The following is a 22,471-nucleotide window of genomic DNA, read 5'->3' as shown; positions in this document are numbered from 1 at the left end:
CCCGTTGGTGCCGGTTATTTGGCTTTGGCCTGACGCTGATAGCGCACCGCTTCGACGAACACATCGGTATTGGCCGGGTCGTCGAGGTAGGCGGCGACTTGATCCATGTTGCTGTCGATCAATACGCCATCCCCGTCGTTGGTCTGGAAGCTTTCGCCGTTCAGGGCTTTTTGCTTCATGGCCTGGTTGATCTGGTCGAGGTCGAGGTTGTACACCACCAGCTCATGCTTGTCGGTCAGTTCAAACCCGCCAATGGTGAAATGCCCGCCGAATTGCGCCGGCACCTTCGCCGACAGATACCAACGGTTGCCATGGCGCGACAGGGTGAACGGGTAGGCTTCACGTTCCCTGGGCCTGGCCCGGTAGTAGCTGACGGCCTGATAACGGTTGTCGCCGATGCGGGTCAGTTCGAGGTTGAGCGGCTCGCCCCAGGCATTGGTGCTGGTCCATTTGCCGAGTAATCCTTTGGGCGCGGGTTCGCTTGTGGGCAGCGGTTCCTTGAAGGTCACCAGACAGCCACCGAGCAGCAGGAACGACAAGGCGATCACAACGACACGCCAGGCTTTCATTCAATACTCCCTATGAACACACCGCTGACCTCAAATGGCCACCGCCTCCCCCTTGTAGGAGCTGGCTTGCCAGCGAAAGCGCCCTGACAATCGACATCGATGTTGCCTGACATTGCGCCTTCGCGAGCAAGCTCGCTCCTACAGGGGTTGTATCAACCCATAGACTTACACCGACGCCAGCACCAAATGCATGTAGCGCGTCAGAATGCCGAGCATTTCCTGTTCGGCGGCAGGCTCGTCTACATTGAGCAGCCCTTGATATTCCATCCGGCCGATAATCGCCGTCAACACCTTGGCATCCTGATGCGGTTCGCGCGAGCCCAGCACCTGGAACAGCTGGCAAGAGCCCTGCAAGAGGATTTGCTGATGCGAGCGCACCAGCTCGGCCAGGCGCGGGTTGAGCAATGCTTCCTGGCGAAACGCCTGCTCGGCCATCAAATGTTCACGGCGATTGACCAGTTGCCGATGAACGTAATCGGTCATCAGCCGTGCAATATCGTCCGCCAGTTTCGAGCGCGCCTGCGGGCTGCCATCGCCACTGTCGATCATTTCACGCAACAGACCTTCGTTGTTCACCCACAGCTTGCCCATGTACGCCGCACTGCGTTCCACGTATTGGGCGAAGGTATCGGTGAGCAAGTCATCGATATCCTTGAAATAGTAAGTGGTCGCCGACAACGGCACTTGCGCCTCGGCGGCCACCGCGCGGTGTCGTACGGCGCGCACGCCATCGCGCACGACAATGCGCATGGCAGCATCCAGGATTTCCTGTCGTCGCTGCTCGCTGCCCTGTCGGCTGGCCTTGCGGCCCTGGTACTGAACACTTTCAGCGACCGCAGTGGCGACACCCGCTGCACCTTCTTGAGCTATTGCACGAATCACGACAGGTATTTCCTCTCAGATGAAAGTAACAAGTTGATACGTTTGTACCAGACAGGCAATAAAAAACCGCCTGAAAAGGCGGCTTTTTAATTGAAACACTTACGCTTGCGGCCGCATGTGCGGGAACAGGATCACGTCGCGGATCGATGGGGAGTTGGTCAGCAGCATCACCAGACGGTCGATACCGATGCCTTCACCCGCCGTTGGCGGCATGCCGTACTCCAGCGCACGAACGAAGTCGGCGTCGTAGTGCATGGCTTCGTCGTCGCCGGCGTCCTTGTCGGCCACCTGGGCCATGAAGCGCTCGGCCTGGTCTTCCGCGTCGTTCAACTCGGAGTAGGCGTTGGCGATTTCACGACCACCGATGAACAGCTCGAAACGGTCGGTGACGTTCGGGTTGTCGTCGTTGCGACGAGCCAGCGGCGACACTTCGAACGGGTACTGGGTGATGAAGTGCGGCTGCTCCAGCTTGTGCTCGACCAGTTCTTCGAAAATCATCACCTGCAACTTGCCCAGGCCTTCGAAACCCAGCACCTTGGCGCCGGCTTTCTTGGCGATGGCGCGAGCCTTGTCGATGTCGTTCAGATCATCGGCGGTCAGCTCAGGGTTGTACTTGAGGATCGAGTCGAACACCGACAGACGCACGAACGGCTCGCCGAAGTGGAACACCTTGTCGCCGTACGGCACGTCGGTGCTGCCCAGAACCAGCTGCGCCAGTTCGCGGAACAGCTCTTCGGTCAGGTCCATGTTGTCTTCGTAGTCGGCGTAGGCCTGGTAGAACTCCAACATGGTGAATTCAGGGTTGTGACGAGTCGAAACGCCTTCGTTACGGAAGTTGCGGTTGATCTCGAACACTTTCTCGAACCCGCCAACAACAAGGCGCTTGAGGTACAGCTCCGGCGCGATACGCAGGAACATGCCCATGTCCAGCGCGTTGTGGTGGGTTTCGAACGGCTTGGCTGCCGCGCCGCCCGGAATGGTCTGCAGCATCGGCGTTTCCACTTCCAGGAAGTCACGCTTCATCAGGAAGCTGCGGATGTGGGCGATGACTTGCGAACGCACGCGGAACGTCTGGCGCACGTCTTCGTTGACGATCAGGTCAACGTAGCGCTGGCGATAGCGCTGTTCGGTATCGGTCAGACCGTGGTGCTTGTCCGGCAGCGGACGCAGGGATTTGGTCAGCAGGCGCACGCTGGTCATTTCAACGTACAGGTCGCCCTTGCCGGAACGGGCCAGGGTGCCTTCGGCTGCAATGATGTCGCCCATGTCCCAGGTTTTCACCGCGGCCAGGGTTTCTTCGGACAGGGTCTTGCGGTTGACGTAGACCTGGATGCGCCCGGTCATGTCCTGGATCACCATGAACGAGCCACGGTTGAGCATGATGCGACCGGCAACCTTGACCGGGATCGCCGCTTCTGCCAGCTCTTCCTTGGTCTTGTCCGCGTACTGTTTCTGCAGTTGCTCGCAGTAGTTTTCGCGGCGGAAGTCGTTGGGGAAGGCATTGCCCTTGGCGCGCTCGGCAGCAAGCTTTTCCTTGCGCAGGGCGATCAGGGAGTTTTCTTCCTGTTGCAGGGCTTGCGGGTCGAGTTCTAGGTCGCTCATGTCTTTAAGTATTCCATCAGGTTCGTTGCCCCCGGGCCTTGCGGCCCGAGGATCGCCAGCAGGCTGGCTCCTACAGGGATCGAGTTGAATCAGTCGATCTTGTGTTGGCGTCTTTTACAGGCCCGATTTCAGGCTCGCTTCCAGGTATTCGTCGATGTCGCCATCGAGCACCTTGTCACAGTCGCTGCGTTCGATGTTGGTGCGCAGATCCTTGATCCGCGAAGCATCGAGCACGTACGAACGGATCTGATGACCCCAGCCGATATCGGACTTGGTGTCTTCCAGCGCCTGGGACGCCGCGTTGCGTTTCTGTATTTCCTGCTCGTACAAGCGCGCCCGCAACATTTTCATGGCGGTGTCTTTGTTGGCGTGCTGGGAACGTTCGTTCTGGCAGCTGACCACGGTATTGGTCGGTACGTGGGTGATACGTACGGCCGAGTCGGTGGTGTTTACGTGCTGACCACCGGCACCGGAGGAACGATAGGTGTCGATCCGCAGGTCTGCCGGGTTGATTTCGATTTCCACCTTGTCGTCGATCTCTGGGGAGACGAACACTGCGGAGAACGAGGTGTGGCGACGGTTGCCAGAGTCGAACGGGCTCTTGCGCACCAGACGGTGCACGCCGATCTCGGTCCGCAACCAGCCAAACGCGTATTCGCCCTTGATGTGCACGGTCGCGCCTTTGATGCCAGCGACTTCACCGGCCGACAGCTCCATGATGGTCGCGTCGAAACCGCGTTTGTCGGCCCAGCGCAGGTACATGCGCAGCAGGATATTGGCCCAGTCCTGGGCTTCGGTGCCGCCGGAACCGGCCTGGATGTCCAGGTAGGCGTTGTTCGGGTCCATTTCGTGGCTGAACATGCGGCGGAATTCAAGCTTGGCGAGGTTTTCCTCGAGACGGGCCAGCTCGGCGACGACATCGCCCACTGCGCCTTCGTCGTTCTCTTCAACGGCCATGTCCAGCAGGTCGCGGCAATCGGCCAGACCGGTGTTCAGCTCGTCGAGGGTATCGACGATCTGCGCCAGCGCAGCGCGCTCGCGGCCCAGTTCCTGGGCGTATTCAGGTTTGTTCCAGACACTCGGATCTTCAAGCTCGCGATTGACCTCGGTCAGACGCTCATGCTTTTGATCGTAGTCAAAGATACCCCCGAATAGTTTCGGAGCGCTCGGACAGGTCCTTGATGGTGTTCAGGATCGGGTTGATTTCCATGACGGGCAGCACTCGTTGGCGAACTTTTGAAAGCCGGCGAGTATACCGGGAAACGGTCGGCAACGGCAGTCCGCTTGGCTGAAAAGGCACGCCCTGTAGGAGCGAGCTCTGCTCGCGATGGTCGTTAACGATGACGCATAGAACCAGATGCCCAGCGGCGTCTTTGGGTTTTTCGCGAGCAAGCTCGCTCCTACAGGGAGATGCGGCTCACCCGACCCCCACCTGATTACGCCCATTGTTCTTCGCCGAATACAGCCCCTTGTCCGCCGCCAGGATCAGGTCGCGGCAGTTGCTGCCTGCTTTCGGGGTGATGGTCGACAGGCCGATACTGATGGTCAGGCTCGAACCTTCGGTCGGCGAGTTATGCGGGATCTTCAGGGCGGCCACGGTCTGGCGCAGCTTTTCGGCCACCAGCCGCGCACCGCCCTGGGAAGTGTTGGGCAGTACCAGGGCGAACTCTTCGCCGCCGTAGCGGGCCGGCAGGTCCGAAGGCCGGGCACTGGCGTCCTTGATCGCCGTGGCGACCTTGCGCAGGGCTTCATCGCCTTCCAGGTGGCCGAAGCTGTCGTTATAGGCCTTGAAGTAGTCCACATCGATCATCAGCAACGACAACTGGCTTTGCTCGCGCAGCGAACGGCGCCATTCCAGCTCCATGTATTCATCGAAATGCCGACGGTTCGACAACCCGGTCAGGCCATCGGAGTTCATCAGGCGTTGCAGCACCAGATTGGTGTCGAGCAACTGCTGCTGGCTGACCCGCAACGCGCGGTAAGCCGCGTCCCGTTGCAGTAGGGTCATGTAGGAGCGCGAGTGATAGCGGATGCGTGCGACCAGTTCGATGTTGTCCGGCAGCTTGACCAGATAATCGTTGGCCCCGGCCGCGAAGGCCGCGCTCTTGATCAACGGGTCTTCCTTGGTCGACAGGACGATGATCGGAATGTCCTTGGTCGCCGGGTGATTGCGGTATTCACGTACCAGGCTCAGACCGTCCAGTCCCGGCATCACCAGGTCTTGAAGAATCACCGTTGGCTTGATGCGCACCGCGTGGGCGATGGCCTGGTGCGGGTCGGCGCAGAAGTGGAAATCGATATTCTCTTCGTTCGCCAAACCGCGGCGCACGGCTTCGCCGATCATGGCCTGATCGTCCACCAGCAACACCATGGCGGCGTTTTCGTCGGTCTTGAAGTCGTCGAGCTGTAATTCAGTCATGTGCGGTCACCTGAGTACTACCTGAGCCAGGAATGAGGGCAAATGTGCTCATTTGGCGAAAATCTCCAGCAATCGTGGCGCTATCTTGTCCAGCGGGCGAATCTCCACGGCAGCGTCGATGGCCGCGGCCGCCTTTGGCATGCCGTACACCGCACTGCTGCGTTGGTCTTGTGCGATGGTCAGGAAGCCCTGTTGGCGCATGAGTTTAAGCCCCTGGGCGCCATCACGCCCCATGCCGGTGAGCAAAACCCCCACGGCGTCACCGTTCCAGTAACTGGCCACGCTCTCGAAGAACACATCGATGGAGGGTCGGTAGATCTCGTTGACCGGTTCGGCGGTGTAGGCCAGCGTGCCGTTTTTCAGCAAGCGAATATGGTGATTGGTGCCGGCCAGCAATACCGTGCCGCTTTGCGGCGGTTCGCCTTCCTCGGCCAGGCGCACGTTGAGGCCGCTGGCGCTGCTGAGCCATTCAGCCATGCCGGCAGCAAACACCTGGTCAACGTGTTGCACCAGCACGATGGCCGGAGAAAAATTGTTCGGCAGTCCCTTGAGCAAGACTTCCAGCGCTGCCGGCCCGCCGGCGGATGAGCCAATGGCGATCAGGCGCTGGCGTGAGCCCGAACTGCGCAACGGTGCCGGCGTCGGACGCGGGAGGTTGCCCTTGTCGCCGATCAGCCAGCCGATGTTGAGGATCTTGCGCAACAACGGCGCGGCCGCTTCCTGGGCATTGCCGGTGCCGATGGCCGGGGTGTCGACCACGTCCAGCGCACCGTGGCCCATGGCCTCGAACACACGATGCACGTTCTGCTGGCGATCCACGGTAACGATGACGATGGCACATGGGGTCTCGGCCATAATCCGCCGCGTGGCCTCGACGCCATCCATCACCGGCATGATCAGGTCCATCAGAATCAGGTCCGGCGTGTCCTGCGCACACTGGCGCACCGCCTCGGCACCATTGCCGGCGACCCAGACCACCTTGTGGGCCGGCTCGAATGCCAGGGCGCGGCGCAGGGCCTCCACCGCCATGGGCATGTCATTGACGATTGCGATCCTCATGCTCGTGCTCCTCCGATGAGCTCGACCACTGCATCGAGCAAGGCGTCGTCATGAAAACTGGCCTTGGCTAGATAATAGTCGGCCCCGGCATCCAGTCCACGGCGCCGGTCCTCTTCACGATCCTTGTAGGACACCACCATCACCGGCAGCGATTGCAGGCGGTTGTCCCGACGCAGCAGCGTGACCAGTTCGATGCCGTCCATGCGCGGCATATCGATGTCGGTGATCAGCAGATCGAAATCCTCCGAACGCAGCGCGTTCCAGCCGTCCATGCCGTCCACCGCAACCGTCACGTCGTAGCCGCGATTGAGCAACAGCTTGCGCTGCAACTCACGCACGGTCAGGGAATCATCCACCACCAGAATTCGTTTGCGGGCCGCCTCGACCACCTGATCGCTGCGACGGGCAATGCGCTCCAGACGCCCGGTGTTGAGCAATTTATCCACCGAGCGCAGCATGTCTTCGACATCGACGATCAGCACCACCGAACCGTCGTCGAGCAAGGCCCCGGCGGAAATGTCCTGCACCTTGCCCAGACGCTCATCCAGCGGCAACACCACCAATGTCCGCTCACCTATAAACCGTTCCACTGCCACGCCGTAGATCGCATCGCGCTCGCGAATCACCACGACTTTCAGGGTTTGCCCGCTGTTCTGGCTGGCCGGCCGTTGCAGCAACTGACTGGCCGCCACCAACCCGACATGCCGGCCTTCGTGCCAGAAATGCTGACGGCCTTCGACCTGCACGATATCCGCCGGTTCCAGATCGCACATGCGCTCGATATGCGCCAGCGGGAAGGCATAGGCTTCGTCGCCGACCTCCACCACGAGGCTGCGCACCACCGACAGGGTCAGCGGTACCTCGAGGTGGAAACGACTGCCCTCGCCCGCCGTCTGCTCCAGCACCACCGCGCCGCGCAACTGCCGGACCATGTGCTGCACCGCATCCAGGCCGACGCCGCGACCGGACACCTCGGTGACCGTGTCGCGCAAACTGAAACCGGGCAGGAACAGGAACGTCAGCAACTCATCTTCGCTCAACTGAGCGGCCGTTTGCGCGGGCGACAAACTTCGTTCAACGATGCTGCGACGGACCTTTTCCAGGTCCACGCCATTGCCGTCATCGCTCAATTCAAGCACCAGCAAACCGGCCTGATGGGACGCGCGCAGGCGAATCAAACCTTCAGCCGGCTTGCCCGCCAGCAGGCGTTGTTCCGGGGTTTCGATGCCGTGGTCGACCGCATTGCGCAACAAGTGAGTCAGTGGCGCTTCGAGCTTTTCCAGCACATCGCGATCAACCTGAGTCTTCTCGCCTTCAATCTCCAGTCGCACCTGTTTGCCCAGATCGCGCCCCAGATCACGGACCATACGCACCTGACCGGTCAGCACATCGGCAAACGGCCGCATGCGACAGGCCAGCGCCGTGTCGTATAACACCTGTGCCCGCTGGCCGGCATGCCAGGCGAACTCATCGAGTTCGGTGTTCTTTTCCATGAGCAGTTGCTGGGATTGCGCGAGCAAGCGGCGCGCATCCTCAAGGGCTTCCCGAGCCTCCAGGCTCAAGGCATGATCCTTGAGATGCACGTTGAGACTCTCCAGTGCACGCAGACTGTTGCTCTGCATGCGCTTGAGGCGCTGCATGGTCGCAAGGTGCGGTTTGAGCCGCAGGGTTTCCACCAGGGATTTGCTCGACAGATCGAGCAGGCTGTTCAGCCGCTCGGCGGTGACACGCAGCACACGTTCGCCGTTTTCGGTGGTGCGTGTGGTCTTGCGCGGAGCTGGCGCCGATGACGGTTCGTCGGCAGGCGCCGGCGACTCGACCCTGGGCGCGGGTGCTTCGAGTTGAAGTTCGGCCATCAGCGGTTCTGCTGGCGCGATCAACGGCACCGTCGGGTCCAGTAACCGCGCCATCAATGCCACATAAGCGTCGATGTCCGCGTCCCCCGGCGTGCTGCCTGGCGTGGCAATGCGCATCAGCAAATCGGTGCCTTGCAACAACGCATCGATGTGCCCCGGACGCAGCACCAGGCGCCCTTCCTGGGCACTGACCAGGCAATCTTCCATCACATGGGCAACGCTGACCCCGGCATCGACGCCAACGATCCGCGCCGCCCCCTTGAGTGAGTGCGCCGCACGCATGCACGATTCAAGTTGATCGGCCAGGGTCGGGTCGCGCTCAAGCGCCAGCAGGCCGACACTCAAGACCAGGGTCTGGGCTTCGGCCTCCAGGCTGAACAGCTCCAGCAAAGAGGCGTCGCGCATTTGCTCGGGGGTCATGTGAGGCTCCGGGTCACGGCGGACAGCAGCTGTTCTTCATCCAGCCAACGCAGGCTGCGACCTTTGAATTGCAACACGCCACGGGTGTATTTGGCGCTGGCCTGAGCACCCGAGCGCGATGCGGTATCGAGGATGCGCTCATCGATGGCGTGAATCCCGTCGACTTCGTCCACCGACACCACCACTGGCCCGCCATGGGCCGCGATGATCAGCATGCGCGGCATGACCCGCACACCGGGTGCGACGTTGCTGGTGCCGTCGAGGCCGAGCAGCTCCACCAATGACAGACAGGCAACCAACGCGCCGCGCACATTCGCTACGCCGAGCAAGGCCCGGGAGCGCTGGTGCGGCAAGGAGTGAATCGCCTGCAGCGGCGCCACCTCGACCAGACTGCGCGTGGTCAGGCCCAACCATTCTTCACCCAGACGGAACATCAACAACGAGCGGGTTTTCACCTCGCTCTCGACCGTGACGGACACTGGCCCGCGATCCTCTTGCTGCAACGCATAGCGATCGAGCAAGCGTGTGGCGGCCGCCGAATACACCGCACAATTGCGGCAGTGAATATGCTCGACCAGCAATGAGCAGGACTTGTCACCGTGGATACCGATGCGGTTCCAGCAGTCGTCGATGGCCTGGGCATCCCGGGTGACGCTAAAGGTGTCGGAGGCGATCATCGTTTACGCTCACTGTCGGTGGTGCGTGCGCTACGGGCGGCACGTACCTGCAATCGTCTGGCCCCCACCACGTCGCCCTGGGCCTGCAGCAATGCGGCCAGGTGCATCAACGCTTCGGGATGTTGCGGTTCGAGGTACAACGCCTTGCGATAAAAGCCCTGGGCTTCGAGGACGTTTCCGGCTACATCGCTGAGCAGTCCCAGCCAATAGAACACCTGGGCTACCGGCTCATGACTGCGCAAATAGCTTTCACAAGCAGCCCTCGCCTCGGCACTTTTGCCTGCATTGGCCTGCGCGGCAATGTTCGCCAGCAGCACGGCCGTATCGGTGTCAGACGTTTTCGGCACAGAAGCCAGCGGCACAACACTGGCGAATGGACGACTGCGCACTGGCACAGGCGGTGGATTGCGCAACGGTTGTGGCACAGGCAATGGCGCTGGAACGAATGCCGGCAAAGGATCAGGGGCCGGCGTCCCCTGTCGACTGAACGCGAAGGACTGCGCGATACCGATCGAGCGCATTCCCAAACGCCCCAGCAGACCGCCTTCGGCCGGACCGATAAACAGCACGCCGTCAACGTGGGTCAGGCGCTTGAGCACTTCGAAGACTTGTTTCTGGGTCGGCTGGTCGAAATAGATCAGCAAGTTGCGGCAAAACACGAAATCGAATGGCGATTCGCCAGCCAGCAACGCCGGATCCAGCAGATTGCCGACCTGCAAACGCACTTGCTCAAGCACCCTCTGATCGAGGCGATAGCTCTCGCCTTCATTGATGAAATGACGGTCGCGAAACGCAATGTCATCACCCCGAAAGGAATTCTTGCCATACAACGCCCGCCGGGCTTTTTCCACTGACAATGGGCTGACGTCCATGCCGTCGACCTTGAACTGGTGTGGCTTGAGCCCGGCATCGAGCAACACCATGGCTATGGAATAGGGTTCTTCACCGGTAGAGCACGGCAGACTGAGAATCCGCAGTGCGCGCAAGTTATTGATCTCGGCCAGACGTTTGCTCGCCAGCTTCGCCAGGGTGGCGAAGGATTCCGGATACCGAAAGAACCAGGTTTCCGGAACGATCACCGCTTCGATCAACGCCTGCTGTTCGTCCCGCGAGTCCTGCAAGATGCGCCAGTATTCATCGGCCGAGGGTGCTTGCGCAGCGATGCTGCGCTGGCGTACCGCTCGCTCGATGATTGCCGGCCCCACCGAGGTCACGTCGAGTCCGATACGCTCTTTGAGGAAGTCGAAAAAGCGCTGATCGCTGCTCATGACCGCTCCTCCAGCAGCGCCGGATCCAGTGGCGGTGAGGGGAACAACAAGGCGCGGACCTGTTCGTCCAGTAGATCACTGACCCGTACCCATTGCAGCAAGCCCTGCTCGTCCTTGCGCACCGGCCCGAGGTAAGGCGTGTGCCGATTTTCCAGGCCGTAGGGCTGAAAATCCGCTGGATCGCAGCGCAAGGTGTCGGTCGCCTGTTCCAGAATCAATCCGAGCAGCTGTGCTTCGGCAGTTTCATCCGGGCGATAGTTGACCAGCACCAGTCGCGTGCTGGTACGGGCCTGTGCAGGCGTACCGAACGTCAGTGCGCTCAAGTCGATCACCGGCACCACGGCGCCCCGATAGGCGAACACCCCGGCGACCCAGGCGGGGACATGGGGAATGGGCTTCAAGGGCAGGCGCGGCAGCACTTCCACCACCTCGACGGCTTGCAACGCATAGCGCTCGCTGCCGATGCGGAACACCAGAAACAATGCATGCAGCGCCTGCTTCACAACAGAGCGTTTGGCCGTGATTTCGCTCATCAGACTTTGAATCGCGAAACGCCGCTGCGCAGCCCGACGGCCACCTGGCTCAGCTCATCGATGGCGAAACTGGCCTGACGCAGAGACTCGACGGTCTGGCTGCTGGCATCGCCCAACTGCACCAGCGCATGGTTGATCTGCTCGGCACCGGTGGCCTGGGCCTGCATGCCTTCGTTGACCATCAGCACCCGCGGCGCCAGCGCCTGAACCTGATGGATGATCTGCGACAACTGCTCGCCGACCTGCTGCACCTCAGACATGCCGCGACGCACTTCCTCGGAGAACTTGTCCATGCCCATCACCCCGGCCGACACCGCCGACTGGATCTCGCGCACCATTTGTTCGATGTCATAGGTAGCCACCGCCGTCTGGTCCGCCAGGCGCCGCACTTCGGTGGCGACCACGGCAAAACCGCGCCCGTATTCCCCGGCCTTCTCGGCCTCGATGGCGGCGTTGAGCGACAGCAGGTTGGTCTGGTCGGCGACCTTGACGATAGTCACCACCACCTGATTGATATTGCCGGCCTTCTCGTTGAGGATCGCCAGTTTGGCGTTGACCAGATCGGCCGCGCCCATCACCGAGTGCATGGTTTCCTCCATGCGCGCCAGACCCTGTTGCCCGGAGCCGGCGGCCACGGAAGCCTGATCGGCGGCGGTGGAGACCTCGGTCATGGTGCGCACCAGATCCCGTGAAGTGGCGGCGATCTCACGGGAGGTCGCGCCGATTTCCGTGGTGGTCGCAGCGGTTTCAGTGGCGGTGGCTTGTTGCTGCTTGGAGGTGGCAGCAATTTCAGTGACCGACGTGGTCACCTGCACCGACGAACGCTGGGCCTGGGACACCAGAGACGTCAGCTCGGTCATCATGTCGTTGAATCCGGTCTCTACCGCGCCGAACTCGTCCTTGCGCTCCAGATTCAGGCGGCTGCTGAGGTCGCCAGTGCGCATGATTTCGAGGATTTTCACGATGCGGTTCATCGGCGCCATGATGGCGCGCATCAACAACAGGCCGCAGAGGGCGGCGGCCAATACCGCGATCACCAGGGAAATGCCCATGATGGCTTTGGCGGTGACCACCGCATCATCAATGGCCGCGATCTCTGTGTCCGCCACGGTCTTGTTATGCTGCAGGATGTCATTGACCTTCATTCGACCCGCTATCCAGGTCGGGGTCAGCTCACCGTTGAACATGTTGACGGCCTCGGCGTTCTGGTTGCGTTTATGCAACTCGATCACCGCGGCCAGAATCCGGTGGTAGTCCTCATGAAGTTTTTCGAACGCTGCGTAATCGACCCTGTCTTCTTCGTCGGCCATCGTTGCACGGTAGAGGTCCATCTGCTCCTTCAACCGCTCAGCGAAGCCCTTGAAGTTCGCGGCATCCTCGGCAGTGAAGCCCTGCCCTTCCTCCAGGCCGAGCATGGCCTGAATGCGTACATAACTGTCGGACCACGCGCCACGAATCATCGAACTGTAATACACCCCTGGCAGAGCGTCCTCACGCACGCTGGCCTCGCTGTTTTCAATCGTCAACAGCCGGGAATACGAGACGACCACCATCAGCAACATGATGGCGATAATTACCGCAAAGCTCGCCAAAATGCGTTGGCGCAACGTCCAGTTCTTCACAGTCATTCCTCGGGGCCGGTTCGAAATGCGGGGAGTATAGCCGAGGGCGATGTTTCATTTATAAGACGGATGCGCGCCACTTCGCATCCCGTTGAAAAAAGGCGGGATGGGCTCTGGGTTGGGACTGTCCGTTAATTGGGGGATAGGTGATAGGGGTGATTCGGTAGAAAGGGGCGGTGGAATGGTCATTGGGGGATTGAGTACTGCTTCAAAGATCAAAAGATCGCAGCCTGCGGCAGCTCCTACAAGTGAACACCGATCCAATGTAGGAGCTGCCGCAGGCTGCGATCTTTACAGGACCTTACAGGGAAGCCTGGCGAACCTGCTTCTCAAGCTCGGCTTTCAACCCCGGCTCCAGCTCGAGCTGCCGCGCCAGCTCATCGAGGTAGGCCTTCTCCATGAAGTTTTCCTCGTCCACCATCATCACGCTGGCGATGTACATTTCGGCGGCGATTTCCGGGGAGTGGGCGGCGCGGGCGACATCGCTCGGGTCCAGCGGCTTGTTGAGCTCGGCGTGCAGCCAGCGTTGCAGTTCCTGGTCGCTGTCGAGCCGGCTGAATTCGCCTTCGATCAAGGCTCGCTCACGCTCATCGACATGACCGTCAGCCTTGGCCGCAGCCACCAGCGCCCTGAGAATCGCCTGACTGTGCGACTCCACTTGCGCGGCCGGTACGCGGTCCAGGGTTTGCGGCTCCGTAGCGGCCGCGCCGCCCTGCTGCGCCTGCCAGTTTCCGTAGGCCTTATAGGCCAGCACGCCCAACGCGGCGAGACCGCCGCAGACCGCGACCTTGCCCCCGACTTTACGGGCCTTTTTGCTGCCGAGCAGCAAACCCATGGCGCCTGCCGCCAATGCTCCGCCGCTCGCGCCGCTGAGCAAACCGCCGAGGGCACCGGTGCCACCGCTCGCGCCCTTTTGCGGTGAGCCACCGGCCTTGTTCTGCAACAGGTCCTGGCCGGACTTGAGTAGTTGATCGAGCAATCCACGGGTGTTCATTTGCCACCTCCACAAGACGTTTAACCTGAAACCAAGGCCACCAGCCTAAAACGAAAGTGCCCACGCGCCGGGGGCGAGAGTGCTTCCAGATGTTGCATTGCCTCGATCCGCGCATTGCCGCCTGGCCCGGCCCATCAGAAAAAAAGATATACACTCTGGCCAATCGATAAAAACAGCCCACCGGGTGCTTTCCCATGATGACCTTGCGTCAGATCCGTCATTTCATCGCCGTGGCCGAGACCGGCTCGATCTCGGCCGCCGCGCAAACCGCGTTCATTTCCCAGTCGACCCTGACCCTGGCGATCCAGCAACTGGAAGAGGAAATCGGCGTCAGCCTGTTCAGCCGCCACGCCAAGGGCATGACCCTGACCCACCAGGGGCATCAATTCCTGCGCCAGGCGCACTTGATCCTGGCCACCGTGGATAACGCCAAGCGCAGCCTGCAACAGAGCACCGACCAGGTCGCCGGGCAGTTGATCGTCGGCGTGACCAGTCTGGTCGCCGGTTATTACCTGGCGGATTTGCTCACCCGTTTCCAGCGTGCCTACCCCAACGTGGAAATCCGCGTGATGGAGGACGAACGCCCGTACATCGAGCATTTGCTGGTCAGCGGCGAGATCGATGTCGGTGTGCTGATCCTGTCCAACCTCGAAGACCGCCACGCCCTGCAGACCGAAGTGCTGACCCACTCGCCGCACCGTCTATGGCTGCCGGCCCAACACCCGTTGCTGGAGCACGACAGCATCAACCTCGCCGACGTGGCCCGCGAGCCATTGATTCAGCTGAACGTCGATGAAATGGACCGCAATGCCCAGCGCATGTGGTCGGCAGCCTCGCTGCAACCGCGCATCACCCTGCGCACGGCCTCGACCGAAGCGGTGCGAAGCCTGGTGGCCGCCGGACTGGGCGTGTCGATCCAGCCCGACATGACCTATCGCCCGTGGTCACTGGAGGGCGACATCATTGAAGCCCGGCCGATTGCCGACCTCAGCCAGACCCTGGATGTCGGCCTGGCCTGGCGTCGCGGCACCGCGCGGCCAGCGCTGGTCGACCCGTTCCTCACGGTCGCCCGCGAACAACCCCACGGCGGGCGCAAGCCATCTATTTAATCGAACGCCACCTTCAGTATTTAGAATTTGTCGACCTCGGGTCCGCGCTCTAGTCTTGTTGCATCCAATAAAGACGGCCGGGCCCCAGTCACAGGGAGCGCTGCCATGTCTACACAACAATCCACACAAAAAAAGAGAACCCGAAAAATGGCTGGCGCGCAGACCCCGTTGTTCACCGCATTGTTGATCGATGGTGAATTAGTCGCCGGTCAAGGCTGCGTCGAGCCGATTCTCAACCCCGCCACCGGGGAAGTCCTGACCCGGATCGCCGAAGCCAGCACCGAGCAAGTCGAAGCCGCGATCCTCGCCGCCCACCGAGCCTTTGCCGGGTGGTCGCGCACCACGCCACAGCAACGCTCGAACCTGCTGCTGGAGATCGCCAACGCCATCGAAAAAAACGCCGACCTGCTGGCCCGCCTCGAATCCATGAACTGCGGCAAACCGTTGCACCTGGCCCGTCAGGATGACCTGAATGCCACGGTCGACGTGTTCCGCTTCTTCGCCGGTGCCGTGCGTTGCCAGACCGGCCAGCTCAGCGGCGAATACCTGCCGGGCTACACCAGCATGGTGCGCCGCGATCCTATCGGGGTCGTGGCGTCGATTGCGCCGTGGAACTACCCGATCATGATGGCCGCATGGAAAATCGCCCCGGCCCTCGCCGCCGGCAACACCCTGGTGTTCAAGCCGTCGGAACACACGCCGCTGTCGATCCTGGCCCTGGCGCCAGCGCTGGCCGAGATCCTGCCACGGGGTGTGATCAACATCGTTTGCGGTGGTGGCGAAGGCGTCGGCAGCCACCTGGTGAGCCACCCTAAAGTGCGCATGGTGTCGCTGACCGGCGATATCGTCACTGGCCAGAAAATTCTTCAAGCCGCCGCCAAAACCCTCAAACGCACCCACCTCGAACTCGGCGGCAAGGCCCCGGTGATCGTCTGCAACGATGCCGACATTCAGGCCGTGGTCGAAGGCGTGCGCACTTACGGCTATTACAACGCTGGCCAGGATTGCACCGCCGCCTGCCGGATTTATGCCCAGGCCGGGATTCATGACCGTTTGGTCGCCGAGCTCGGCGCGGCCGTCAGCAGCCTGCGCTTCGCCGGCAAACGCGACGCCGACAACGAAATCGGCCCGCTGATCAGCACCCGCCAGCGCGACCGCGTGGCCAGTTTTGTCGAACGCGCACTCGGCCAGCAGCACATCGAGCGGGTGACCGGCGCAGCCGTGCATTCCGGCGCCGGATTCTATTACCAGCCGACCCTGTTGGCCGGCTGCAAACAAGGCGATGAAATCGTCCAGCGCGAAGTGTTCGGGCCGGTGGTCACCGTGACCCGTTTCGACGGACTGGAACAAGCGGTGGACTGGGCCAACGATTCGGAATACGGCCTGGCTTCGTCGGTCTGGACCCAGAACCTCGACAAGGCCATGCAGGTCGCGGCGCGCTTGCAGTACGGCTGCACCTGGATCAACAGCCATTTCATGCTGGTCAGCGAAATGCCCCATGGCGGCCTGAAACGTTCGGGCTACGGCAAAGACCTGTCCAGCGATTCACTCCAGGACTACAGCGTGGTGCGGCACATCATGGCCCGCCATGGCGAACATCTCTGACTACGCTAATAACAAGCCACCAACGGCATGCTTCGCCACGTTCAAAACACTGCCCCGACCATAATTAAAGAAGAGGGAATTCCCATGTTCGTGCACAAGACCGCACTGCTCAGTGCAATCACCACCGCACTGCTCGCCAGCGCCAGCGTCCAGGCCGCCGAGCCGCTCAAAGCTGTCGGGGCGGGCGAAGGCCAACTGGATATAGTGGCCTGGCCTGGCTACATCGAACGTGGCGAGAGCGACAAGGCCTACGACTGGGTGACCGGCTTCGAGAAGGAAACCGGCTGCAAGGTCAACGTCAAGACCGCCGCCACCTCCGATGAAATGGTCAGCCTGATGGCCAAGGGCGGTTACGACCTGGTGACGGCGTCCGGCGATGCCTCTCTGCGCCTGATCGTCGGCAAGCGTGTGCAGCCGATCAACACCGCGTTGATCCCGAACTGGAAAAACCTCGACCCGCGCCTCAAGGATGGACCCTGGTACGTGGTCAACAAGCAGACCTACGGCGCCCCGTATCAGTGGGGTCCGAACGTGTTGATGTACAACACCAATGTGTTCAAGACCGCGCCCACCAGCTGGGGCGTGCTGTTCAATGCGCAAAACCTGCCGGACGGCGAGCCGAACAAGGGCCGCGTGCAGGCCTATGACGGCCCGATCTATATCGCCGACGCGGCGCTGTACCTGAAGACCGCCAAGCCGGAACTGGGCATCCAGAGCCCCTACGAACTGACCGAAGCCCAGTACAAGGCCGTGCTCGACCTGTTGCGCGCCCAACAGCCGTTGATCCACCGCTACTGGCACGACACCACGGTACAGATGAGCGACTTCAAGAACGAAGGCGTGGTCGCCTCCGGCGCGTGGCCGTATCAGGTCAACGGCCTGATGAACGAGAAGCAGCCGATCGCCTCGACCATCCCGAAAGAAGGCGCCACCGGTTGGGCCGACACCACCATGATGCACGCCGAAGCCAAGCACCCGAACTGCGCCTACAAGTGGATGGACTGGTCGCTGCAACCGAAAGTCCAGGGCGACGTAGCGGCATGGTTCGGCTCGCTGCCAGCGGTTCCGGCGGCGTGCAAGGAGAGCGAACTGCTCGGCGCCGAAGGCTGCAAGACCAACGGTTTCGATCAGTTCGACAAGATCGCCTTCTGGAAAACCCCGCAGGCTGAAGGCGGCAAGTTCGTGCCGTACAGCCGCTGGACCCAGGATTACATCGCGATCATGGGCGGTCGTTAAAGCAGCCCCCCTGTAGGAGCGAGCTTGCTCGCGATGGTCGTTAACGATCGCGCGGGCATCCTGAATGAACGTGTCGACCGGGCGTTTTTCGCGAGCAAGCTCGCTCCTACAACAGAATCCCCGTTTTTCAGAAGTCCAGGCAGGGTCGCTGCGACGGCCTTCGTCTTTTTGGAGCACCGCACCATGACGCTTGCAGTCCAGTTCACCAACGTCTCCCGTCAGTTCGGCGAAGTGAAAGCCGTAGACCGGGTTTCCATCGACATCCAGGACGGCGAGTTCTTCTCCATGCTGGGGCCATCCGGCTCGGGCAAAACCACCTGTTTGCGCCTGATCGCCGGTTTTGAACAACCGAGCGCAGGTTCCATCCGGATTCATGGCGAAGAGGCCGCCGGCCTGCCACCGTATCATCGTGACGTGAACACCGTGTTCCAGGATTACGCGCTGTTCCCGCACATGAACGTTCGCGACAACGTCGCCTACGGCTTGAAGGTTAAAGGCATCGGCAAGGCCGAGCGCCTCAAGCGCGCCGAAGAATCCCTGGAGATGGTCGCCCTCGGTGGCTACGGCGAGCGCAAGCCGGTGCAGCTCTCCGGCGGCCAGCGCCAGCGTGTAGCCCTGGCCCGCGCCCTGGTCAACCGTCCACGAGTGCTGCTGCTCGACGAACCCCTCGGTGCCCTCGACCTGAAACTACGCGAGCAAATGCAGGGCGAGCTGAAAAAGCTGCAACGCCAGCTCGGCATCACATTCATCTTCGTCACCCACGACCAGACCGAAGCACTGTCGATGTCCGACCGCGTGGCGGTGTTCAACAAGGGGCGCATCGAACAAGTCGATAGCCCGCGCAACCTGTACATGAAACCGACCACCACCTTCGTGGCGGAATTCGTTGGCACTTCCAACGTGATTCGCGGCGACCTGGCCAGGCAGCTCAGCGGCAATCCGCAGCCGTTCTCGATTCGCCCGGAGCATGTGCGTTTCGCCGAAGGCCCGCTGGCCAGCCACGAAATCGAAGTCACTGGCTTGCTCCACGATATCCAGTACCAAGGCAGTGCCACCCGCTACGAGCTGAAACTGGAAAACGGCCAGACCCTGAACATCAGCAAGGCCAACAACCAATGGCAGGACACCAGCGCACAACACCAGACCGGCCAGCGCATCAGTGCACGCTGGGCGCGTGAAGCCATGATTGCATTGCACGACACCGTTGCGGGCGGGGTGTGAAATGAACACCCTGGCTATCTCTCAAACCCAGTCGGGCGGCTCGCCGTTGCGCCGGTTCTCCAACCTGCTGTATCGCCGGCCAAACCTGTACCTGTCGATGCTGCTGGTGCCACCGCTGCTGTGGTTCGGCGCGATCTACCTGGGCTCATTGCTGGTGCTGCTGTGGCAAGGTTTCTACACCTTCGATGACTTCACCATGGCGGTCACCCCCGACCTGACCCTGGCCAACTTCACCGCGCTGTTCCAGCCATCGAACTTCGACATCATCCTGCGCACCCTGGGCATGGCAGTCGTCGTGTCGATGGCCAGCGCCATCGTCGCGTTCCCGATTGCCTACTACATGGCGCGCTACACCACCGGCAAGACCAAGGCGTTTTTCTACATCGCGGTGATGATGCCGATGTGGGCCAGTTACATCGTCAAGGCGTACGCCTGGACGCTGCTGCTGGCAAAGGGTGGCGTGGCGCAGTGGTTCGTGCAGCACCTGGGGCTGGAACCGGTCCTGCAGTTCGTGCTGGGCATTCCGGGGGTTGGCGGCAGTACCTTGTCGACCTCGCACCTGGGACGCTTCATGGTGTTCGTCTACATCTGGCTGCCGTTTATGATCCTGCCGATCCAGGCCTCGCTGGAGCGCCTGCCGCCGTCGCTACTGCAAGCCTCCGCCGACCTGGGCGCCAGGCCACGCCAGACCTTCATGCAAGTGATCCTGCCGCTGTCGATCCCGGGCATTGCCGCAGGCTCCATCTTCACCTTCTCGCTGACCCTGGGCGACTTCATCGTGCCGCAACTGGTGGGCCCGCCCGGCTACTTCGTCGGCAGCATGGTGTATGCCCAGCAAGGCGCGATCGGCAACATGCCGATGGCCGCCGCCTTCACCCTGGTGCCGATCGTGCTGATCGCCATCTACCTGTCCATCGTCAAACGACTGGGGGCCTTCGATGCACTCTGACTCTTCATCACAGGGGCAGGCCTCAATAGGCCTGAAAATCGCAGCGTGGGGCGGGCTGGTGTTTCTGCACTTCCCGATCCTGATCATATTCCTGTACGCCTTCAACACCGAAGACGCGGCGTTCAGCTTCCCGCCCAAGGGTTTCACCTGGAAGTGGATCGGCGTGGCGTTCTCGCGGCCGGACGTGCTGGAAGCGATCAAGCTGTCGTTGCAGATCGCCTCGATTGCCACCCTGATCGCCATGGTCCTCGGCACGCTGGCATCCGCCGCGTTGTACCGCCGGGACTTCTTCGGCAAGCAAGGCATCTCGCTGATGCTGATCCTGCCGATTGCCCTGCCGGGGATCATCACCGGTATCGCGCTGCTGGCGACCTTCAAGACGCTGGGAATCGAACCGGGGATGTTCACCATCATCGTCGGCCACGCGACCTTCTGTGTGGTGATCGTCTACAACAACGTCATCGCCCGCTTGCGTCGTACCTCCCACAGCTTGATCGAAGCCTCGATGGACCTTGGCGCCGACGGCTGGCAGACCTTCCGCTACATCATCCTGCCGAACCTCGGCTCGGCGTTACTGGCCGGCGGCATGCTGGCGTTTGCCCTGTCGTTCGACGAAATCATCGTCACCACCTTCACCGCCGGCCATGAACGCACCCTGCCGTTGTGGCTGCTCAATCAGCTCAGCCGCCCACGGGACGTGCCGGTAACCAACGTCGTGGCGATGCTGGTGATGATCGTGACCATGCTGCCGATTCTTGGTGCCTATTACCTGACCCGGGGTGGTGAGAGCGTGGCTGGAAGTGGCGGTAAGTAACCGAATAACTGGAGGAACCCGATCCCCTGTAGGAGCGAGCTCGCGATGATTTCAAACACACCGCGCTTAACCAGACTGAACGCGTCATCGTTCACGTCCATCGCGAGCAAGCTCGCTCCTACAGGGGCAACGTTTCAGCAGAAAAATAATAGAGTCAATGAGGACAATGCCATGCAAACCAAACTCTTGATCAACGGCCAACTGCAAGGCGGCGAAGGCCCCGCCCAACCGGTGTTCAACCCGGCGCTGGGGCGCGTGCTGGTGGAAATCAACGAAGCCAGCGAGGCCCAGGTCGATGCCGCCGTGCGCGCCGCCGACGCCGCGTTCGACAGCTGGTCGCAGACCCCGCCGAAAGCACGTTCGCTGCTGCTGCTCAAACTCGCCGATGCCATCGAGGCCCATGGCGAAGAGCTGGCCAAACTGGAATCAGACAACTGCGGCAAGCCCTACAGCGCCGCGCTGAACGACGAGATCCCGGCGATTGCCGACGTGTTCCGTTTCTTCGCCGGTGCCAGCCGCTGCATGAGCGGATCGGCCGGTGGCGAGTACCTGCCGGGTCACACCTCGATGATCCGTCGCGACCCAGTGGGCGTGATCGCCTCCATCGCGCCGTGGAACTACCCGCTGATGATGGTCGCCTGGAAAATCGCCCCGGCCCTGGCCGCCGGTAACACCGTGGTGCTCAAACCGTCGGAACAGACTCCACTGACCGCCCTGCGCCTGGCCGAACTGGCGTCGGACATCTTCCCGGCCGGCGTGCTCAACCTGGTGTTCGGCCGTGGTCCTACCGTCGGCAGCCCGCTGGTGACCCACCCGAAAGTGCGCATGGTGTCGCTGACGGGTTCGATCGCCACCGGTTCGAACATCATTTCCAGCACCGCCGACAGCGTCAAACGCATGCACATGGAACTGGGCGGCAAGGCCCCGGTGATCATCTTCGACGATGCCGACATCGACGCCGCCGTCGAAGGCATCCGCACCTTCGGTTTCTACAACGCAGGGCAAGACTGCACCGCCGCCTGCCGCATCTATGCCCAGGCAGGCATCTACGACAAGTTCGTGGAGAAACTCGGCGCGGCAGTCAGCAGCATCAAGTACGGCTTGCAGGATGATCCCTCGACCGAACTCGGCCCGCTGATCACCGCGCAACACCGCGACCGCGTGACCGGTTTCGTCGAACGCGCCATCGCCCAGCCACACATTCGTTTGATCACTGGCGGTAAAGCTGTCGAAGGCGACGGTTACTTCTTCGAACCGACCGTACTGGCCGACGCGCAGCAGGACGACGAAATCGTCCGTCGCGAAGTGTTCGGGCCAGTGGTGTCGGTGACCAGATTCAGCGATGAAGCACAGGTGCTGGGCTGGGCCAACGATTCGGACTACGGCCTGGCCTCTTCCGTGTGGACCGCCGACGTCGGCCGCGCCCATCGCCTGTCGGCCCGCTTGCAGTACGGCTGCACCTGGGTCAACACGCACTTCATGCTGGTCAGCGAAATGCCCCACGGAGGTCAGAAACTGTCCGGTTATGGCAAGGACATGTCCATGTACGGGCTGGAGGACTACACCGTCGTACGGCATGTGATGTTCAAGCACTAAGAAACGCATCGCCTGTAGGAGCGAGCTTGCTCCGGGCGGC

At 61.5% G+C, this 22,471-nt stretch carries 19 protein-coding genes; 7 read left to right on the top strand and 12 right to left on the bottom strand.

Features of this window, described 5'->3' with window-relative positions:
- Positions 1 to 14: 14 nt before the first annotated feature.
- From KW849_RS15195 to KW849_RS15140, 12 genes are all read right to left on the bottom strand, one after another.
- Positions 15 to 569, bottom strand: coding sequence for a hypothetical protein (locus tag KW849_RS15195; protein WP_218430140.1), 555 nt, complete (start codon positions 567 to 569; stop codon positions 15 to 17).
- A gap of 165 nt (positions 570 to 734) precedes the next feature.
- The gene (locus KW849_RS15190; protein WP_218430138.1) at positions 735 to 1,451 is read right to left on the bottom strand and encodes a TetR family transcriptional regulator; all 717 of its coding nucleotides are present in this window, start codon (positions 1,449 to 1,451) and stop codon (positions 735 to 737) included.
- Positions 1,452 to 1,550: 99 nt separating this feature from the next.
- A complete protein-coding gene (gene lysS, locus KW849_RS15185) occupies positions 1,551 to 3,053 on the bottom strand; it encodes a lysine--tRNA ligase (protein ID WP_057716207.1) in 1,503 nt (500 codons plus the stop codon).
- A gap of 114 nt (positions 3,054 to 3,167) precedes the next feature.
- A protein-coding gene (gene prfB / locus KW849_RS15180; protein ID WP_115947770.1) for a peptide chain release factor 2 occupies positions 3,168 to 4,263 on the bottom strand; the annotation gives its coding sequence in 2 pieces (ribosomal slippage) (positions 3,168 to 4,190 and positions 4,192 to 4,263; 1,095 coding nt in all).
- A gap of 207 nt (positions 4,264 to 4,470) precedes the next feature.
- Positions 4,471 to 5,472: a PleD family two-component system response regulator gene (locus tag KW849_RS15175; protein WP_218430137.1), complete on the bottom strand. Its 1,002-nt coding sequence runs from the start codon at positions 5,470 to 5,472 to the stop codon at positions 4,471 to 4,473.
- Between the two features lie 48 nt (positions 5,473 to 5,520).
- Positions 5,521 to 6,531 (bottom strand): chemotaxis response regulator protein-glutamate methylesterase, encoded by a 1,011-nt coding sequence (locus KW849_RS15170; RefSeq protein WP_218430135.1) that lies wholly within the window; start codon positions 6,529 to 6,531, stop codon positions 5,521 to 5,523.
- Positions 6,528 to 8,807, bottom strand: a complete 2,280-nt coding sequence (locus KW849_RS15165) for a hybrid sensor histidine kinase/response regulator (protein WP_218430134.1) — start codon at positions 8,805 to 8,807, stop codon at positions 6,528 to 6,530. Before KW849_RS15165 ends, KW849_RS15170 begins: the two co-directional genes overlap by 4 nt.
- The gene (locus tag KW849_RS15160) at positions 8,804 to 9,484 is read right to left on the bottom strand and encodes a chemotaxis protein CheW (protein WP_218430133.1); all 681 of its coding nucleotides are present in this window, start codon (positions 9,482 to 9,484) and stop codon (positions 8,804 to 8,806) included. Before KW849_RS15160 ends, KW849_RS15165 begins: the two co-directional genes overlap by 4 nt.
- The gene (locus KW849_RS15155; protein ID WP_218430131.1) at positions 9,481 to 10,752 is read right to left on the bottom strand and encodes a protein-glutamate O-methyltransferase CheR; all 1,272 of its coding nucleotides are present in this window, start codon (positions 10,750 to 10,752) and stop codon (positions 9,481 to 9,483) included. The genes KW849_RS15160 and KW849_RS15155 overlap by 4 nt, the downstream gene beginning before the upstream one ends.
- A complete protein-coding gene (locus KW849_RS15150; protein ID WP_218430130.1) occupies positions 10,749 to 11,285 on the bottom strand; it encodes a chemotaxis protein CheW in 537 nt (178 codons plus the stop codon). The genes KW849_RS15155 and KW849_RS15150 overlap by 4 nt, the downstream gene beginning before the upstream one ends.
- Complete coding sequence (locus tag KW849_RS15145) at positions 11,285 to 12,907, bottom strand: methyl-accepting chemotaxis protein (RefSeq protein ID WP_218430129.1); 1,623 nt, start codon at positions 12,905 to 12,907, stop codon at positions 11,285 to 11,287. Before KW849_RS15145 ends, KW849_RS15150 begins: the two co-directional genes overlap by 1 nt.
- A gap of 301 nt (positions 12,908 to 13,208) precedes the next feature.
- A complete protein-coding gene (locus tag KW849_RS15140) occupies positions 13,209 to 13,901 on the bottom strand; it encodes a tellurite resistance TerB family protein (RefSeq protein ID WP_218430128.1) in 693 nt (230 codons plus the stop codon).
- Positions 13,902 to 14,095: 194 nt separating this feature from the next.
- On the opposite strand from KW849_RS15140, the gene KW849_RS15135 reads away from it, so the two are divergent.
- The 7 genes from KW849_RS15135 (at position 14,096) to KW849_RS15105 (ending at position 22,431) form a co-directional block, all read left to right on the top strand.
- The gene (locus KW849_RS15135; protein ID WP_007975056.1) at positions 14,096 to 15,010 is read left to right on the top strand and encodes a LysR family transcriptional regulator; all 915 of its coding nucleotides are present in this window, start codon (positions 14,096 to 14,098) and stop codon (positions 15,008 to 15,010) included.
- 105 nt (positions 15,011 to 15,115) lie between these two features.
- Positions 15,116 to 16,615: a gamma-aminobutyraldehyde dehydrogenase gene (locus KW849_RS15130; RefSeq protein WP_218430127.1), complete on the top strand. Its 1,500-nt coding sequence runs from the start codon at positions 15,116 to 15,118 to the stop codon at positions 16,613 to 16,615.
- Positions 16,616 to 16,699: 84 nt separating this feature from the next.
- A complete protein-coding gene (gene ydcS / locus KW849_RS15125) occupies positions 16,700 to 17,851 on the top strand; it encodes a putative ABC transporter substrate-binding protein YdcS (protein WP_218430126.1) in 1,152 nt (383 codons plus the stop codon).
- A 183-nt stretch (positions 17,852 to 18,034) separates the two neighbouring features.
- Complete coding sequence (locus tag KW849_RS15120) at positions 18,035 to 19,072, top strand: ABC transporter ATP-binding protein (protein ID WP_218430125.1); 1,038 nt, start codon at positions 18,035 to 18,037, stop codon at positions 19,070 to 19,072.
- A 1-nt stretch (position 19,073) separates the two neighbouring features.
- Positions 19,074 to 20,021 (top strand): ABC transporter permease, encoded by a 948-nt coding sequence (locus KW849_RS15115; protein ID WP_218430124.1) that lies wholly within the window; start codon positions 19,074 to 19,076, stop codon positions 20,019 to 20,021.
- Positions 20,011 to 20,835: an ABC transporter permease gene (locus KW849_RS15110; protein ID WP_218430123.1), complete on the top strand. Its 825-nt coding sequence runs from the start codon at positions 20,011 to 20,013 to the stop codon at positions 20,833 to 20,835. The genes KW849_RS15115 and KW849_RS15110 overlap by 11 nt, the downstream gene beginning before the upstream one ends.
- A gap of 171 nt (positions 20,836 to 21,006) precedes the next feature.
- Positions 21,007 to 22,431, top strand: coding sequence for a gamma-aminobutyraldehyde dehydrogenase (locus KW849_RS15105; RefSeq protein ID WP_218430122.1), 1,425 nt, complete (start codon positions 21,007 to 21,009; stop codon positions 22,429 to 22,431).
- The last annotated feature ends 40 nt before the right edge of the window (positions 22,432 to 22,471 follow it).

The sequence above is a fragment of the Pseudomonas sp. PDM26 genome (assembly GCF_019219185.1).
Lineage (GTDB): Bacteria > Pseudomonadota > Gammaproteobacteria > Pseudomonadales > Pseudomonadaceae > Aquipseudomonas.
This window is presented reverse-complemented; position numbering and strand designations above follow the sequence as displayed.

Excerpts from the sequence above, each read along its gene's own strand:
- KW849_RS15195 (WP_218430140.1), bottom strand. The coding sequence starts at position 569 with ATGAAAGCCTGGCGTGTCGTTGTGATCGCCTTGTCGTTCCTGCTGCTC.
- lysS (WP_057716207.1), bottom strand. The coding sequence starts at position 3,053 with ATGAGCGACCTAGAACTCGACCCGCAAGCCCTGCAACAGGAAGAAAAC.
- KW849_RS15175 (WP_218430137.1), bottom strand. The coding sequence starts at position 5,472 with ATGACTGAATTACAGCTCGACGACTTCAAGACCGACGAAAACGCCGCC.
- KW849_RS15170 (WP_218430135.1), bottom strand. The coding sequence starts at position 6,531 with ATGAGGATCGCAATCGTCAATGACATGCCCATGGCGGTGGAGGCCCTG.
- KW849_RS15165 (WP_218430134.1), bottom strand. The coding sequence starts at position 8,807 with ATGACCCCCGAGCAAATGCGCGACGCCTCTTTGCTGGAGCTGTTCAGC.
- KW849_RS15160 (WP_218430133.1), bottom strand. The coding sequence starts at position 9,484 with ATGATCGCCTCCGACACCTTTAGCGTCACCCGGGATGCCCAGGCCATC.
- KW849_RS15155 (WP_218430131.1), bottom strand. The coding sequence starts at position 10,752 with ATGAGCAGCGATCAGCGCTTTTTCGACTTCCTCAAAGAGCGTATCGGA.
- KW849_RS15150 (WP_218430130.1), bottom strand. The coding sequence starts at position 11,285 with ATGAGCGAAATCACGGCCAAACGCTCTGTTGTGAAGCAGGCGCTGCAT.
- KW849_RS15140 (WP_218430128.1), bottom strand. The coding sequence starts at position 13,901 with ATGAACACCCGTGGATTGCTCGATCAACTACTCAAGTCCGGCCAGGAC.
- KW849_RS15135 (WP_007975056.1), top strand. The coding sequence starts at position 14,096 with ATGATGACCTTGCGTCAGATCCGTCATTTCATCGCCGTGGCCGAGACC.
- KW849_RS15130 (WP_218430127.1), top strand. The coding sequence starts at position 15,116 with ATGTCTACACAACAATCCACACAAAAAAAGAGAACCCGAAAAATGGCT.
- ydcS (WP_218430126.1), top strand. The coding sequence starts at position 16,700 with ATGTTCGTGCACAAGACCGCACTGCTCAGTGCAATCACCACCGCACTG.
- KW849_RS15120 (WP_218430125.1), top strand. The coding sequence starts at position 18,035 with ATGACGCTTGCAGTCCAGTTCACCAACGTCTCCCGTCAGTTCGGCGAA.
- KW849_RS15115 (WP_218430124.1), top strand. The coding sequence starts at position 19,074 with ATGAACACCCTGGCTATCTCTCAAACCCAGTCGGGCGGCTCGCCGTTG.
- KW849_RS15110 (WP_218430123.1), top strand. The coding sequence starts at position 20,011 with ATGCACTCTGACTCTTCATCACAGGGGCAGGCCTCAATAGGCCTGAAA.
- KW849_RS15105 (WP_218430122.1), top strand. The coding sequence starts at position 21,007 with ATGCAAACCAAACTCTTGATCAACGGCCAACTGCAAGGCGGCGAAGGC.